The sequence below is a fragment of the Mesorhizobium sp. WSM4306 genome (assembly GCF_007003975.1).
In the GTDB taxonomy this organism is placed as follows: domain Bacteria; phylum Pseudomonadota; class Alphaproteobacteria; order Rhizobiales; family Rhizobiaceae; genus Mesorhizobium.
The window spans coordinates 127,239-141,725 of sequence record NZ_VFTC01000012.1 but is presented as its reverse complement, the minus strand read 5'-3'; the positions used below and the strand labels follow the sequence as shown (position 1 = coordinate 141,725).

19 protein-coding genes are annotated in these 14,487 nt (G+C 62.9%); 5 read left to right on the top strand and 14 right to left on the bottom strand.

Features of this window, described 5'->3' with window-relative positions; all coding sequences use genetic code 11:
• Positions 1–69 precede the first annotated feature (69 nt).
• On the top strand, positions 70–681 hold the full coding sequence (locus tag FJV77_RS16340; protein WP_142867807.1) for a class I SAM-dependent methyltransferase: 612 nt from the start codon (positions 70–72) through the stop codon (positions 679–681).
• Positions 682–683: 2 nt separating this feature from the next.
• Here FJV77_RS16340 and FJV77_RS16335 read toward each other — a convergent pair whose 3' ends face one another.
• Positions 684–1,100, bottom strand: coding sequence for a MarR family transcriptional regulator (locus tag FJV77_RS16335; RefSeq protein ID WP_246691282.1), 417 nt, complete (start codon positions 1,098–1,100; stop codon positions 684–686).
• A 103-nt stretch (positions 1,101–1,203) separates the two neighbouring features.
• Between FJV77_RS16335 and FJV77_RS16330 the strand changes: the two genes are divergently transcribed.
• Positions 1,204–1,680, top strand: a complete 477-nt coding sequence (locus FJV77_RS16330) for a cupin domain-containing protein (RefSeq protein ID WP_142867805.1) — start codon at positions 1,204–1,206, stop codon at positions 1,678–1,680.
• An 80-nt stretch (positions 1,681–1,760) separates the two neighbouring features.
• Here the strand turns inward: FJV77_RS16330 and FJV77_RS16325 are convergent, their stop codons facing one another.
• From FJV77_RS16325 to FJV77_RS16295, 7 genes are all read right to left on the bottom strand, one after another.
• Positions 1,761–2,030, bottom strand: a complete 270-nt coding sequence (locus FJV77_RS16325) for a hypothetical protein (protein ID WP_142867804.1) — start codon at positions 2,028–2,030, stop codon at positions 1,761–1,763.
• Positions 2,031–2,228: 198 nt separating this feature from the next.
• Positions 2,229–2,996 carry a YbaY family lipoprotein gene (locus FJV77_RS16320; RefSeq protein WP_142867803.1) on the bottom strand — a complete coding sequence of 256 codons (768 nt, stop codon included), beginning with the start codon at positions 2,994–2,996 and terminating at the stop codon, positions 2,229–2,231.
• Positions 2,997–3,065: 69 nt separating this feature from the next.
• A complete protein-coding gene (locus FJV77_RS16315) occupies positions 3,066–3,539 on the bottom strand; it encodes a molybdenum cofactor biosynthesis protein MoaE (protein WP_142867802.1) in 474 nt (157 codons plus the stop codon).
• Positions 3,540–3,543: 4 nt separating this feature from the next.
• Positions 3,544–3,801, bottom strand: coding sequence for a molybdopterin converting factor subunit 1 (gene moaD / locus FJV77_RS16310; protein WP_112560833.1), 258 nt, complete (start codon positions 3,799–3,801; stop codon positions 3,544–3,546).
• 1 nt (position 3,802) lies between these two features.
• Complete coding sequence (gene pgsA, locus FJV77_RS16305) at positions 3,803–4,399, bottom strand: CDP-diacylglycerol--glycerol-3-phosphate 3-phosphatidyltransferase (protein ID WP_091577231.1); 597 nt, start codon at positions 4,397–4,399, stop codon at positions 3,803–3,805.
• A 100-nt stretch (positions 4,400–4,499) separates the two neighbouring features.
• Positions 4,500–6,578 carry an excinuclease ABC subunit UvrC gene (gene uvrC, locus FJV77_RS16300; RefSeq protein WP_142867801.1) on the bottom strand — a complete coding sequence of 693 codons (2,079 nt, stop codon included), beginning with the start codon at positions 6,576–6,578 and terminating at the stop codon, positions 4,500–4,502.
• Entirely contained in the window at positions 6,575–7,339 is a 765-nt protein-coding gene (locus FJV77_RS16295; protein ID WP_142867800.1) for an SDR family oxidoreductase, read from the bottom strand. Before FJV77_RS16295 ends, uvrC begins: the two co-directional genes overlap by 4 nt.
• A gap of 412 nt (positions 7,340–7,751) precedes the next feature.
• Between FJV77_RS16295 and FJV77_RS16290 the strand changes: the two genes are divergently transcribed.
• Positions 7,752–8,402, top strand: a complete 651-nt coding sequence (locus tag FJV77_RS16290) for an outer membrane protein (protein ID WP_142867799.1) — start codon at positions 7,752–7,754, stop codon at positions 8,400–8,402.
• A 64-nt stretch (positions 8,403–8,466) separates the two neighbouring features.
• Here the strand turns inward: FJV77_RS16290 and FJV77_RS16285 are convergent, their stop codons facing one another.
• Positions 8,467–9,063 (bottom strand): glutathione S-transferase family protein, encoded by a 597-nt coding sequence (locus tag FJV77_RS16285; protein WP_142867798.1) that lies wholly within the window; start codon positions 9,061–9,063, stop codon positions 8,467–8,469.
• 299 nt (positions 9,064–9,362) lie between these two features.
• Positions 9,363–9,788, bottom strand: coding sequence for a histone (locus FJV77_RS16280; RefSeq protein WP_142867797.1), 426 nt, complete (start codon positions 9,786–9,788; stop codon positions 9,363–9,365).
• Positions 9,789–9,928: 140 nt separating this feature from the next.
• Between FJV77_RS16280 and FJV77_RS16275 the strand changes: the two genes are divergently transcribed.
• On the top strand, positions 9,929–10,201 hold the full coding sequence (locus FJV77_RS16275) for a hypothetical protein (RefSeq protein ID WP_142867796.1): 273 nt from the start codon (positions 9,929–9,931) through the stop codon (positions 10,199–10,201).
• A 178-nt stretch (positions 10,202–10,379) separates the two neighbouring features.
• Here the strand turns inward: FJV77_RS16275 and FJV77_RS16270 are convergent, their stop codons facing one another.
• A complete protein-coding gene (locus FJV77_RS16270; RefSeq protein WP_142867795.1) occupies positions 10,380–10,910 on the bottom strand; it encodes a DinB family protein in 531 nt (176 codons plus the stop codon).
• A 62-nt stretch (positions 10,911–10,972) separates the two neighbouring features.
• On the opposite strand from FJV77_RS16270, the gene FJV77_RS16265 reads away from it, so the two are divergent.
• Complete coding sequence (locus FJV77_RS16265; RefSeq protein ID WP_348643825.1) at positions 10,973–11,599, top strand: TetR/AcrR family transcriptional regulator; 627 nt, start codon at positions 10,973–10,975, stop codon at positions 11,597–11,599.
• An 86-nt stretch (positions 11,600–11,685) separates the two neighbouring features.
• On the opposite strand, the gene FJV77_RS16260 is transcribed toward FJV77_RS16265, so the two are convergent.
• The 3 genes from FJV77_RS16260 to FJV77_RS16245 form a co-directional block, all read right to left on the bottom strand.
• On the bottom strand, positions 11,686–12,138 hold the full coding sequence (locus FJV77_RS16260) for a hypothetical protein (protein WP_142867794.1): 453 nt from the start codon (positions 12,136–12,138) through the stop codon (positions 11,686–11,688).
• A gap of 456 nt (positions 12,139–12,594) precedes the next feature.
• Positions 12,595–13,443 carry a 23S rRNA (adenine(2030)-N(6))-methyltransferase RlmJ gene (locus tag FJV77_RS16250; RefSeq protein WP_142867793.1) on the bottom strand — a complete coding sequence of 283 codons (849 nt, stop codon included), beginning with the start codon at positions 13,441–13,443 and terminating at the stop codon, positions 12,595–12,597.
• Between the two features lie 7 nt (positions 13,444–13,450).
• On the bottom strand, positions 13,451–14,065 hold the full coding sequence (locus FJV77_RS16245; protein WP_142867792.1) for a hypothetical protein: 615 nt from the start codon (positions 14,063–14,065) through the stop codon (positions 13,451–13,453).
• Positions 14,066–14,487 lie beyond the last annotated feature (422 nt).

The window sequence follows — 14,487 nt, the reverse complement described above, 5'->3', positions numbered from 1 at the left end:
TCGCTGCACTCCCCCCGAAGATCGGCCTGCGCTAAGGTCGGATAGCGCACCAGCGGACCCGACCCGACCATGACCAGCGCCATCCCCGGTTTCTTCCAGGGCACCGAGATGCCGTCGAGCGGCTGGTGGGAGGCGCTGTGGCCGGATCCCGCCGCCGTGCTTGCGGCAACTGGGCTGGAGCCGGGCATAGAGGTAGTCGACCTCTGCTGCGGCGACGGCTGGTTTACGCTGCCGATCGCCACGGTCGCCCGCCGTGTCATCGCCATAGACATCGACGCCGACCAGCTGGAGGCCGCGCAACGCCGGCTGACCGACGCCGGCGTGGCCAATTGCGAATTCGTCGCCGGCGACGCCTACGAACTCGCGAGCCTGGTGTCCCGGCCAGTTGACTTCGTCTTCATGGCCAACGCCTTCCACGGCGTGCCCGACCGGCCGCGGCTGGCACGTGCCGTGCACGAAGCGCTCGCTCCCGGCGGATATTTTGCCATCGTCAACTGGCACCAGCACCCGCGCGAGACGACCACGGTGTTGGGCGAGCCGCGCGGCCCGCGAACCGAACTCAGGCTGTCGCCGCGACAGACCATCGCGGATGCCGAAGCCGGCGGCCTGAAGCTTGTTAAACTGGTCGAGGTGCCGCCCTATCACTATGGGGCGCGGTTCGAGAAGGCGAAGCCGGTCTGAGCTCAACGAATGAGCGGCGTGTCCCAGAGGTCGCCGAGCAGTGTTTTCAGCTCGGTGAAACGCTTCTGCCCAAGCTCCTCGGCCCATTCGCGCTCGACGTCCAGCAAGATGTCGGCCATCTTCTGGTAGGCGGCGCGCCCGCGGTCGGTGAAATGGACAATGGTCCCGCCGCTCTCATCGGGCGCCGCCGAGCGGGTGATGTAGCCCATCGCTTCCAACGTCTTGAGCAACTGGTTCATCGCCTGCTTGCTCATCCCGGCGCGCTCGGCAAGCGCGCTCGGCCGAAGGCCATCAGGGCCGGGATATTGGATCACCGCCATATGCGGCGGGCTGAGGTCCTCGAAACCCGAGGCCTTCAGATCCCGGATCAGTTTGCGGTGAATGGCCATGGCCGGCACGCGCAGCAGCGCACCGATCAACGGTGGCTTCCTTGGTGGATCTTCCGTGGGGGGCGGCATTGACACTATGGTAAATTGAGTTTACTCATTTCGGTAAATTCGATTTACCACATAGGAGGATGGAATGCTAGACAAAACCGGCCAGGTTCGCGTCAATCCTGCGGAGGAGACAATCAGCCATGGCGGCCTTGCCATCCGCTTCCTGCTGACCGGCGACCAATCGAACGGCAGCATCGCCGCCTTCGAACTGACGGTCGCCGGCTCGCAGCGCCTGCCCGCCCCGGCACACAGCCACGACCACTATGAAGAGACGATGTACGGGATCGAAGGCGTGCTGACGCTGACCGTCGACGGACACCGCCACGATATCGGACCTGGCCAGGCGCTGTGCATTCCGCGCGGTGCGGTCCACCGCTTCGACAACGATACCGCCGAGAACGCCAAGGTGCTTTGCGTGGTGACGCCGGCGGCGATCGGTCCGGACTATTTTCGCGAGGCCTTCGCCATCTTCAGCGCCGGTGGCCCGCCCGACCGCGCCAGGCTCATGGACCTGATGCGCCGGTTCGGCCTGACGCCGGCGCCGCCGCCACCGCAGGCGTGATGGGCTCCAAAGTGGTCAACTGGCGGTGCGGCGTATTGGACGAACAAGAGTTCCCGCCGTCCCTCGCGGCGGGTTTCCTGTCACTTCGCTTGGCGCTCTTTCACATTTGCATGATCGTTCGCCGCTTCGGTGTCGGTGGCCGGTGTCCTAGTGTCCTCACCGGCAAACGGGCTGCCCTGCCCCGGCGCGAGGTCGCCGCTGTGGCCGGCCTTGTTGGTCGTGAACGCACGGCTGTCGGGGCTGAGACCATGGTCAAGGGCGTTGACGAGATGGTCATCCGCCCGGGCAAGGCCGGTAAATGCCATCAGCGATATGCCAGTGGCGGCAAGGATAAGCGCGTGCTTTTTCATGTCTGGACTCCTTTTTGAGTGGCCAGATCGAGCCGCATTCGGTCTGGCGGCTTCAGTGAAGGGACATGTCCCTTTTGCCTACCCGCCATATGGGAAGTTAACGCTTCGCGCGGCCGGAATATTCCCGGCTGTCGCGTGATCCGGGTCGGAAAAATCGCGAAGACGATTCCCGCGCCGCCGCCACGCCGCTCGTCGACATCAGCTTGCCGCGTTGAACCGCAAAATGTCGCGGCCGTCCTTGTCGGCGATGGTGAGCTTGCCAGCATCGATATGGTACGACGCCGCCTTGACCAACGCCTCGAACAGCGCCTTTTCCTCGGCCATCACCTCCGGCGCACAGGCCTTGTAGGTCGAGCCTATGTCGCTTACGGCGATCGTCGAGCCCTCGACCTTGGCGGTGGCGAAATAGGCGTTGCAAGGGCCGCTGCCGCCGGCCTTGCCGGCTTCACTGACCCTGAACGTCGCCTTCGGTTGCGCGATCACACCGATGCCGTCGATATATTCGACCAGCCAGCTCTGATCGAACAGCGAGGCCGAAGTCGGCGTGTCGCTCGGCGCCACCATTTTCAACACGATCGTCTGCGGCGCATCGCTCAGGGGATCGACCTGATGGCGTGTGTCCGTGATGAACAGCAGCTTGTCGTCGGCGGTGATGCGTGCCTGCAGCGCGTAGGTCATATTGGGCCGGATCACCGTTGGATCGAAGCTGATCTCGAACTTGATCGGCACCTGGCCGGCCGGCGAAACCTTTCGTTCGCCGACAATGGCGGCCGGCGCATCGGCCAAAGACACATCGGCCAGCTGTACCGAAAGTACGGCGTTGGGCGGCAGCGCGATGCGCTCGCGATACATCACCTCGCCCTTGAGGGTTTTCTCGGCGGCGACAGACATTTCGGGAACGGCCAGCATGCCGATGACCAGCGGCACAAAACCGAAGACGAAGAATTCAGCGATCCTGTCCAGCATGCCCTTGCTCCCTTTTGCCAGATGCGATTTGGCCAAGGGAATGCGGTCAATACATGGCTACGCCGAGATTTATTCAGGCCGCGCCTTCCAGCGAGCCGCCGCCTCGTCGTCGGCCTGCTTGGCCTCGACCCAGCCGCCGTCGGTACCGTCGGCGCGATGCTCCTTCTTCCAGAACGGCGCACGTGACTTCAGATAGTCCATCAGGAAATTCGCCGCTTCGAACGCCGCCAGTCGGTGCGCGGACGCCGCCACCACCAGCACGATGTTTTCGCCGGGTGCGATCTTGCCGTGGCGATGGATGACGGTGAGCCCTTGCAACGGCCAGCGTGCTATGGCTTCGGCGGCGATGCGGCCGATCTCGGCTTCGGCCATGCCGGGATAATGTTCGAGCTCGAGTGCCGACAGCTGACCTTCCTCGTCACGGCAGAGGCCTTGGAAAGACACCACGGCGCCGATGTCGGCGCGGCCCTGCGTCAGCCTGGCGATCTCGGCGGCAACGTCGAAATCCTCGCGCTGGATGCGCACCATCGGCACGCCGGACATGGTGTCAGCCCCCGGTCATCGGCGGAAACAGCGCGATCTCGCGCGCGCCGGCGACCTTTTCCCGATGCTCTACATGTTCCTGGTTGATGGCGACGCGGATCACGTCGGGATATTGCAGCGCGTGCTCATACTCCTCGCCGCGCGATTTCAGCCAGCGCAAGAGGTCGGCCACCGTCTCGATACCGGCGGGCAATTCGACGTCTTCCTCCGGCTTGCCGATCCGTTCGCGCACCCAGGCAAAATAGATGAGCCGCGTGGTCATCTCACTCGTCCATGATGTGCTTGAGGCCGGCGCGGAAATAGTCGTAGCCGGTGTAGAGCGTGACCAGTGCGGCGATCCACAGCAGCACCAGCCCGGTCTGCGTGGTCAGCGGGAAGATCTTGTCGCCGGCAGGGCCGGCAAGCAGGAAGGCGATGGCGACCATCTGGATGGCGGTCTTCCATTTGGCGAGTTGGGTCACCGGCACCGAGACCTTCAGCGCCGCCAGATATTCGCGCAGGCCCGAGACCAGGATCTCGCGGCAGAGGATAATGATCGCCGCCCAAAGCGACCAGCCGGCGATGCCAGCGTGCCGGTCGGTGTCGGCGGCCAAGAGCAGCAGGCAGGTAGCGACCAGCAGTTTGTCGGCTATCGGATCGAGCATCTTGCCGATGTTGGAGGTCTGTTGCCAGGCGCGCGCCAGATAGCCGTCGAGATAATCGGTGATCGAGGCCAGCAGGAAGATGATCAGCGCCGACCAGCGGGCGAAGTCGCTCGATTTCAGATGCCCTTCGAGAAAAAAGCACAGCACCACCAACGGCACCGCGATGATGCGGGCGTAGGTGAGCATGTTGGGCAGGTTGAACGCGCGCTTGGCCATATCTCAGGGACTCTTTCTGCCTGCGTACTCAAATCAGAAGCGGATGTAGGGGGTCAACAGCCGAGATTCGATTGGCCAGACGAAAATAGCACCCCGGCGGTCAGCTCTCGTGGAAATGGTTGTAGACCAGTTTCGCCACCTGCTCGGAAATGCCATCGACCTTGACCAGATCCTCGACCGCCGCGCGGCTGACCGCCTTGGCGGTGCCGAAGGCCAGCAGCAGGGCGCGCTTGCGGCCGGGGCCGATGCCGGCGATCTCGTCGAGCGGGCTCTTGACCAATTCCTTCTTGCGCCGCGCGCGGTGCGAACCGATGGCAAAGCGGTGAACCTCGTCGCGCAGCCGCTGGACGAAATAGAGCACGGGGTCACGCACCGGGAGCGAAAACGAGTCCCTGCCCTTGACGAAGAAGCGCTCGCGGCCTGCGTCGCGGTCCTGGCCCTTGGCGATGCCGATGGCCACGACCCGGTCCTCGATGCCGAGATCGGCGAGGATCTTGCGCACCGCACTCATCTGGCCCTGGCCGCCATCGATCAGGATGACGTCGGGCCATGCCGGGAAACTGCCGGAAATGTCGTCCTCGATGTCGTCGGCTGCCTCGCCTGCCGCCGCATCGTCGGCCACGGCGACATCGCTATGCTCCTTCAGCAGCCTAGAAAAACGCCGCTCCATCACCTCGCGCATCATGCCGAAGTCGTCGCCGGGCGTGATTTCGGTCGAGCGGATGTTGAATTTCCGGTACTGGTTCTTCACGAAACCTTCCGGCCCGGCGACGACCATGGCGCCGACGGCGTTGGTGCCCATAATGTGCGAATTGTCGTAGACCTCGATGCGCACGGGCGGCTTCGGCAAGCCGAAGGTCTCGGCAAAACCGGCGAGCAGACGCCCTTGCGTCGAGGTTTCGGCCAGCCGGCGGCCGAGCGCCTCGCGGGCATTCTGCAGCGCGTTGTCCGTCAAATCCTTCTTCTCGCCGCGCTGCGGCACCGAGATCGACACTTTGCGGCCGGCGCGGGTGGACAGCGCCTCGGCCAGCAGTTCCTGGTCCTGGACGGCTCGCGACAGAAGAATGTTCCGCGGCGTCGGCTTGTCGTCATAGAACTGCGCCAGGAACGAGCCCAGCACTTCCGCCCCCTCCAGCGCCGGATCGGCCTTAGGGAAATAGGCGCGATTGCCCCAGTTCTGGCCGGTGCGGAAGAAGAACACCTGGATGCAGACCTGGCCGCCCTCCTGGTGGATGGCGAAGACATCGGCCTCGTCGACCGTGGCGGGGTTGATGCCCTGATGGCTCTGCACATGCGACAGCGCCGCTAGCCGGTCGCGATAGATGGCGGCGCGCTCGAAATCGAGCTCCTGCGACGCCTGTTGCATGGCTTCAGAGATCTCGGTCTTCACCTTCTGGCTGCGGCCGGACAGAAAATCCTTCGCCTCGGCGACCAGTTCGGCATAGTCACTGTGCGAGATCTCGCCGGTGCAAGGACCGGCGCAGCGCTTGATCTGGTAGAGCAGGCACGGCCGGGTGCGGTTTTCGTAGAAGGAGTTGGTGCAACTCCTCAGCAGGAAAGCGCGCTGCAGCGAATTGATGGTGCGTCCGACGGCGCCAGCGGAAGCAAACGGGCCGAAATAGTCGCCCTTGCGCGAGCGCGCACCGCGATGCTTGTAGATACCGGGCGAGACATGATCGCCGGTCAACAGGATGTAAGGGAACGATTTGTCGTCCCGCATCAACACATTGAATCGCGGCCGCAAGCGCTTGATAAGATTGGCTTCGAGCAGCAGCGCTTCGATCTCGGTGCGGGTGACGACGAACTCCATCGTCGCCGTTTCGCGCACCATGCGGCCGATGCGGGCGGTGTGGAACCGGCCTTGCGCGTAGTTGGTCACCCGCTTCTTCAGGCTGCGCGCCTTGCCGACATAAAGCACGTCGCCGGCGGCGTTCATCATGCGGTAGACGCCGGGCGCATTGGGCAGCCGCTTGACCAGCGTCTGGATGACCTCGGCGCCGACCATGCCGTCGGCGTCGCCGGCATGCGGCGCCCAGTCTATCGCGGTGAAGGCGACATCGGGTCCAGCGGCCTCGGGCTCGACGATCTCCTCGGCCGCCTCATCCTCGAGGTCGATGTCCGGCGGCATATCGTCAGCGGCGCCGGCGCGCGTCTTGTGTTTCTGGTCTGCGGGACTCATTCCACCATGCCTGTCACATCCGGCGTCTGCCATGCAAGATGCTGGCCGCCGTCGAGTGCGATCATCTGGCCGGTCACCGAGCGCGCCTCCCAGAGATAGCGGATGGTGGCGCCGAATTCGGCCAATTGCGGGCCGCGCTTCAGGATCAGGCCGTCGACCTGCTTGTCGAAATCGTGATCTTCCTGGCGCGCATTCTTCAGCGTCGGACCGGGGCCGATGGCGTTGACGCGGATGCGCGGACCGAGCGCCTGCGCCAGCATCTCAGTCTGCGCCCACAGAGCCGACTTCGACAGCGCGTAGGAGAAATAGCGCGGCGTCGGCCGCCAGACGCGCTGGTCTATGATGTTGACGATCAGCCCCTCCTGCCCCCGCGGCAAGGCACGGGCGAAGTTCTGCGCCAACTGCGCCGGCGTCTTCACATGGATGGCGAAGTGGCGGTCCCAGGCGGTCCAGTCGAAGTCCTCGACGCTGTCGTCGACGAACAGCGAGGCATTGTTGACCAGAAGCGTGACCGGGCCGAGCGCTGCCTCGGCGCGGCCGACGAGATCGCCAACGGCGTCCATGTCGGTCAGGTCGGCGGCAACCACGGCGGCGCGGCCGCCCTCGCCCCTGATGCGCGCGGCAAGCGCGTCGGCTTCGGCGCCCGAGCGATTGGCATGGATGGCGACGGCAAAGCCGTGCGCGGCCAGATCCTCGACGATCGCCTTGCCGATCCGCTTTGCCCCACCCGTCACCAGCGCCGTTTCGGCGGCTTCGATCATCTGTCAATCCTCAATCTGAGCCTCAATTCCGCTAGCCGGCACATTGTGACGCGTCCAGGGGTTAAATGCCGTTTCCACCTGGGGCAGGAATGTGGCGAAACGGCTTTTTCAGCGCCTGGACCCGTCCGGATTCGGGCCGGCAAGACCGCAATATAGGACGCTGGACTCCTTGCACCAAGCCGAGTGCAGTGCAGCATCGCAAGCGTGCTGACATTTCGCTGTTGCGAAGATGCAACGTCAAGCTTCGGCCTCATTCGCGCCGGGGAATGACCCAGTTTCAGGTTCGCTGCCGCCGCATTTTGACACGACATTCGGAACCGTTGAGTGCCAGAGCCGTTTCATCCCCCGGACGGGTTGATGGCGCTCAAGACAAACAAGCCTACGTGTCTTGTGGCTTAAGGAGTAAACAACAATGCAAGCCAATCTCAAATTCGCGCCGATCGCGGTCGCGCTCGGGCTCTTCGCCCTCAGCGGTACCGCTTTTGCCGCTGACGTCGTCTCGGAAGAGCCCCCGGCACCTGCCCCGATCGCCGAACTCCCCGTCGCTTCCTGGGCCGGCCCCTATGCCGGTATCAGCGCCGGCTACGGTTTCAGCGGTCATGCCAAAGTCCACGACGGCGGCCCCGACATCAAGACCAAGGGCTTCGTCGGCGGCGTTTTCGGCGGCTACCAGTGGCAGCAGGAAAACTTCGTGTACGGTGCTGAAGCCGATCTCGGCTACAACGGCGTCAAGGGTGACAGCGGCGGCGTCAATTCCAAGGGCGGCTTCGAAGGCTCGCTGCGCGCCCGTCTCGGCTACGCTGTGACCCCGGAAATCCTGCTTTACGGCACCGGCGGTGGCGCCCTGAAGAACCAGAAGATCTCGGTTCCGGGCGACAGCGACAGCAACACCATGCTCGGCTGGACGGCCGGCGTCGGCACCGACATCAAGATCACAGACAATGTGTTCGGCCGTGTCGAGTACCGCTACACCGACTTCGGCTCCAAGAGCTTCGACAGCGTCGGCACCAAGGTCAAGGAAAGCGACAACCGCGTCACCTTCGGCGTCGGTATGAAGTTCTAACTGTCGTTCAAGCCACGACACAAGAAAGCCGGGCCTTGCGCCCGGCTTTTTTTGTTTAGCTCCCTCACGCCGGCACGGACCCCTTCAGCTCCGGAAACTTCTCGTCGAAGCGCGCAGCCCACCGGGTCAGCCGGCCGCGGCCCTTTTCCCATTTGCCGGCGAAGCGCAGCGAGAGATAGCCAAGGCAGGCGCGCAGCGCCAACTGGCCAAGCGTGATCTTCTTGGGCAGTTTCGGCGGATTGGCATTGAGGAGATCGAGCGCGGCGGTGATCTTCGTCCACTGGCGATCGAGCCAGGGCTGATAGACCATCTCGTCGGGCCGCGTGCGCCGCTCATAAACCATCGACAGCGCGCAATCGCAGATGCCGTCGGCCAGCGCCTCCAGCACTTCGGCTTCGAGCCGCTTGTCGGCATTGCGCGGCAACAACAGATTCTTCGACACGCGGTTGAGGTGCTGGGTGATGGCGCGGCTGTCGTGGATCGAGCGGCCGTCGTCGAGCACCAGCACCGGGATCTTGCCGAGCGGATTGGCCGATATCAATTCGGCCGGCTTGTCCTCGGTCTTGATCGGCACCAGGTCAACAGCGATGCCGGCATAGAGTGCCGCCATGCGCACCTTGGAGCTGTAAGGGGATGAGGACGCGTAGAGCAGCTTCGGCATGATCGGTTCCCTGTTTTCGCAGACAGTGAGTTTCTACCGATCGACGTCTACAGGCAAATGCCAGCAGAAGAAAAAACTGACCGCCAGAGGAAGCGGTATATCGAGAGCCAGGCGGTCTGCTCAGGGCAACAAAAAAGCCCCACCGGACTTCGCCGTGAGGCGAAGTCCTGGGAGCTGCGAAAGATAGATTACGTTCGCCCCTCTTTTCGTGCGCCATAACACCGAAGCGGAGAGCGCGGCGTATCCAAGGCGCCCGCCCTCATGTCCCGGCATCGTCCCCGGCGCGCGAAGAAACGCGATTACTTTTTCGCGGCCTTCGCAGGCGCTGCCTTCTTGGCAGGCGCTGCTTTCTTCACGGCTGCGGTAGATTTCGCAGCGGCGGCCTTGGCCGGAGCCTTGGCAGGTGCCGCCTTCTTCGCGGCGGGTTTTGCCGCGGCCTTGGCAGCCGGCTTCTTGGCAGGCGCCGCCTTCTTTGCCGGCGCAGCCTTCTTTGCAGGCGCAGCCTTGGCCTTGGCCGGTGCTGCTTTCTTCACTGCCGGCTTGGCAGCGGCCTTCGCAGCCGGCTTCTTAGCCGGTGCTGCTTTTGCCTTGGGCGCTGCCGCCTTCGGCTTGGCAGCAGGTGCTGCCTTCTTCACTGCAGTTGCCGCTTTCGCCGCCACTGCCTTTACTGGTGCTTTCTTTGCCGGTGCCTTGGATGCCGGCGCTTTGGATGACTGCTTAGCCATGCGATGCCCCTTGCGTTTGTGCCGTTGGCCGTTAGTGACCCGGCGAGCCTATGCATATCTGACTCGCGCGTGTCTAGCCAGCGAAGCATTACACTGAATCTTGCAGATTAAATTTCGGTTACACCGAGAGCATGTTCGCGATGATCGATAGCGAAATCGGCAAAGAATCTTCGCGCGTCACAGCGAACTTTTGCAGCAGAATTTCTGAGCGTTGCGACTCATGCGATCTTCTCGTCAAGTTCTCAATCTCTTGCGGCGGCGTCGATCGCGCGTGGTCATTCGTAGCTTGGCAGATCACAAAAAACCATCGTGTCGCATCAACTGATCTTGCTTCATTCAGACGACAAGAAAAACAGCACGAAATTGAATGCGAGCTTTTTGCTCGTATACAATTTGAGATTGGCCCGACATGATGAAAGGCAGTATTTGAAGGAAGCAGCGCCCGCTCTGTTCTGCCTAATATCTCCGCCAGGTGAAGGGACCTGCCAGCCTCGGCGCGGGAGTTTCCTCGGAGGGCAAAGGGGCGCCAAGGATCGCGGCGATCCTTATCCTGCGAAGCAGCGTACCCCTTGGAATCCAAGGCTTGCAGCTCTACACCCCAACGGGCTCACGCATCATCTGCAGCCGACGCGCAGGCTCGGTCTGGTGGAGGTGGACGGCAAACGTATCGCATGGCGGCCTGACGCCAATCTGCACCAGGATCCGCCCGATCTCACCGCGATGGTAGCCGCCGTGGGTGACGACATGGGTCAGCATTTCCTGGCGCGACATCATTGCCTTGTCGCCGTCGGTGAAGATGAAGGGCACAGGCTGTGACAGAAGTTCAGGCGACACGGCTTCGAGATAGTCGAGATACCAGCGATCCATCGCAGCGACATCGGCGCTGAGTTCATCGAGCGCCGGCATGTCCTCGGTGTCGTCTGACGCGTAGCCGTGATGCGTGCCGGAAAGATGCGCCGCGAATATTCTCGACACGACGAGATTATGGTTGACCAGGCGGACCGCAGCATGACGTTCCTTCGCATGCTTCTGCTGATCCAGGCTCGCGAGTTTCTCCAGCAATTCGCCATTGGCCCAGGCTTGGTAGATGAAGAGACTGCGAAGCAGATTCCGCTCGCTCATGGTCTGTATCCTTTCCGGAAAATGTGAGTATGTTGTCTATATTCTCGGCTGATGGAGCAGGCATGTCTACTCGCATTGCAAAGCCGCGCTCGCGCATGCGCAAGCAGCCGCGCCAGGCGCGTTCGCGCGCAACCGTCGAGGCGATCATCGAAGCCGGTGCTCATGTTCTGAGCACGCTCGGCTGGGCCGGCTTCACCACCAACAAGGTGGCCGACGCCGCCGGTGTCAGCATCGGCTCGCTCTACCAATATTTTCCCGACAAGCTGTCGCTGGTCGAGGCAATCCGTCGGCGACATTTCGATCAGGTGCTGTCGGTGATCGCCGAATCAGCAGAGGACGACAAGCCGCTCAAGCGATTCGCGCAGGAGCTGGTACGCGGGATGATCGACGCACACAGCATCCATCCAACCCTGCATCAGGTGCTGCTCGACGAGGCGCCGGGCGATCGCGGCTCGCGCGCCGCTCATGCCTCGTTTCAATCGCGCTATCTCGACCACTATACTGCGGCGGTAGCGCAGTATCGCAAGCGCAGGAAGGACAATGAGACCGTGGCCCGCGTGCTCTCCTCGGCGGTCGAGGGCGTCATCCACAATGCCGCGCGGCGCGACATGCTCGATACGCCGGAGTTGCAGAAGCAACTCGTCGAGCTGATCTGCGCTTATGTGTCGGGTTCCGGCCGCAGCGCATGAACAGAATAGCGCGATCGAGATCCCTCACCGCTCACGCCTGCGGCCGATCTCGCCACAGGCGTCAAAGGTGGAGAAAGGTACTGCTCTCAGCGCAGGACGCGGCAGCGGCCGTTGTAGACCATCCAGCGGTCGAAGCCCGAAACGCAGAATTCGACATTGTCGCCGATCGAGGCGAAACCCTGGCCTTCCTCGATCAGGTACCAGATGGTGCGGGCACGGCCATCGGAGAGGCTGACGGTAGCGCCGCAATAGCGGCGGCCGATCGGCCATTCTTCGCTCGCCGGCAGATAGCGATGCTGGTGAATGCGCTGGAAATCGGTGATCGAGACATCAGGCAGATGCGGCACGTGATGCACCTGATAGGAGAAGCGGCTGGAGATCTTGTTCAGCACCCAGGCCTGCCCGCAGACGCCGCTGTCCTCGTCGGAATAGACGGAAAGATCGGCGGCCTGCACCGCCTGGGTGATGCCAAGGGGTGCGGCCAGCGGCGTGCAAAGCGAAATCAGGGCAGCAAGAGCGGATTTGGCAAAGCGAGTCATGGCAGCCTCTCAAAGGTCGACTGCGCGCACTCTGCGGATTCGGCGGCGCGCGGTCAAGCGGTCGCGCGGACGATGGTTTGCGGCCCCGCGGCTGGTTTGCCGGTGCGAAGCCGTCAAACCACCGTCATGTGCCTTTGAAGAACCCGCCTTCTCCTTGTTTCGGGGAAGCGGCTGCCAAGGCCGGCGCTCTGTCGAGGCCTTTCAGGCCTGCTTGGCGTCGCCCTGCGGCACCGCGGCCGGGTCCACCCACATCGCTTCCCAGATGCGGCAGTCAGGGTCGGCCAGGCTGCGATTGTACATGAAGCCGTAATCCTGCTGGCATTGATGTCGGCCGTGCCGCCATGTTTCGCCGCCGCCTCGTTCATCGCATCGACCGCCGCGCGGCTGTCGCAGGACACGGCAAGCATGACTTCGCTGGAGGTTGCGGGCGCGTGCGGCGCCCGCAGCGAAGCGTTGTTATTCCCCGGCCAGCCATTCCAGCGACCAGTGCGCCGGCTTTTCGACCGCCAGCAATCTGTGCAGAGCCGGCAGCACGATGCGCAGGTCGCGCTCCAGCGTGAAGGGTGGGTTGACCACCACCATGCCGCTGCCGTCGAGGCTGGATTCTCGCGATGCAGGCCGGATCTCAAACTCGATGTCGAGCAGCTTGGGAACGCCGGATTGCTTGAGCGCCTTGCGGAAGGCGATAATCGTCTTGCGGTCCTTGATCGGATACCACAGCGCATAGATGCCACCCGGCCAGCGCTTGTGCGCTCTTTGCATCCCGTCGACGAGGCGGTCGAATTCGCCGGCTTCCTCGAAGGGCGGATCGATAAGAACCAGCCCACGCTTTTCCTTCGGCGGCAGATGCGCGCCGAGGGCCAGCCAGCCGTCGAGCTCGATCACCCTGGTCTGGAAATCGCCGGCAAACAGGGTCTTCAGCCTGGCGGCATCATCGCCATGCAGTTCGATCGCCGACAGCCGATCGTGCTTGCGCATGAGATGGCGGGCGATGAGAGGCGAGCCCGGATATTTCCTCACGCCGCCATCGGGATTGAGCGAACGCACCGCTTCGAGATAGGGGGCAAGCAGCGCAGCCGCCGATTTGTCCAACGGGGCGTCGATCAAGCGGCCGATGCCGCCCCGCCATTCGCCGGTCTTCTGCGCTTCCGTCGACGACAGATCATAACGGCCAATCCCGGCATGAGTGTCGATGACACGGAACGCCTTGTCCTTCTGCTTCAAATAGTCGAGCAGGAGGCTGAGCACGACATGCTTGACGACATCGGCGAAATTTCCGGCGTGATAGGCGTGACGGTAATTCATGCTGCACTCACGTCGAGGAGCCCCTGCCCCAGCGCGGCGGCGGCGGCTTCGAGTTGGGGTTCTCCGGCCGGCTGCCGCCGAAACGCAACGACAGCAGGAAGCCGATCAGGCCGACGGCAATCAATCCATAGCCGACCGGCCGGGCGCGGCTGCCGATCTCGCCGGTACCGGCGCGCAGCACCAGGTCCACCGCCCGCATCGGGATATCATCGGCATCGCCCGGGCCGACGGTGAAGAGATAGGAGCCGGGGCTGACGGTCGCGATCACGCCGGCCTCGTCGCGAAAGATCTTGTCGGGCAGTTGCGGGCTGACCTGGCGCGGATTGTCCGAGTGGTTGAACTGCAGCGTCGAGGCGAGCACCGTCTTGCCACCGGCAGCCGCGGTCAACGTCAAGATAGTGCGCTGCTGCGAGACGATGCGTTCGGCCCGCGCCGTCAGGTCGACCAGCACCCTGACCGGCGCATCGCCTGCCGAGAGCGCCACCGTCACCGCCTTGAAGCGGCCCTGCTCGTAGACCCTGTAGCTGCCGATCTCATGGCCGGAGAAATTCGTCATCGCCCAGGGATAGACGACGCCGCCGGCGATACCGGCGAGCAGGATCAGGAAGAAGAGAAAGCGCATTGAGAATAACCCGAGTGTTCGACCAGCTTGCCAATAGCGCTCCAAGGATCAAAAGGCGATGGCCTGCGCAGCGAGCCTCGTTTGTCCAAGACAAAGATGAATGAGTGTGCGGATTTGGACAAAGCGAGCTGCCCGCCGTCCAAACCGTATCGGAGTCATGTCTGCGTCGCCGATGGATTTCTACCTATGCGCTCAAAAGCAATCGCTAAATTAATAAAGTCTAAATAACGGATGGGTGCCAGGATCATTCCACGATCTTGATTATTGAGGGGCATATTGTGCCCCGGGGGAGGCTCGATCCCAAAAGTCTACAAGAAGCACGGTGGCACATGTTTCAATTCAAAATGTCTTCGATGCAGATCTTTATGCATAGCATCACAGCCTTACGTTTTGTCTTAGCTGTAACCAGCCACAAACCTTCC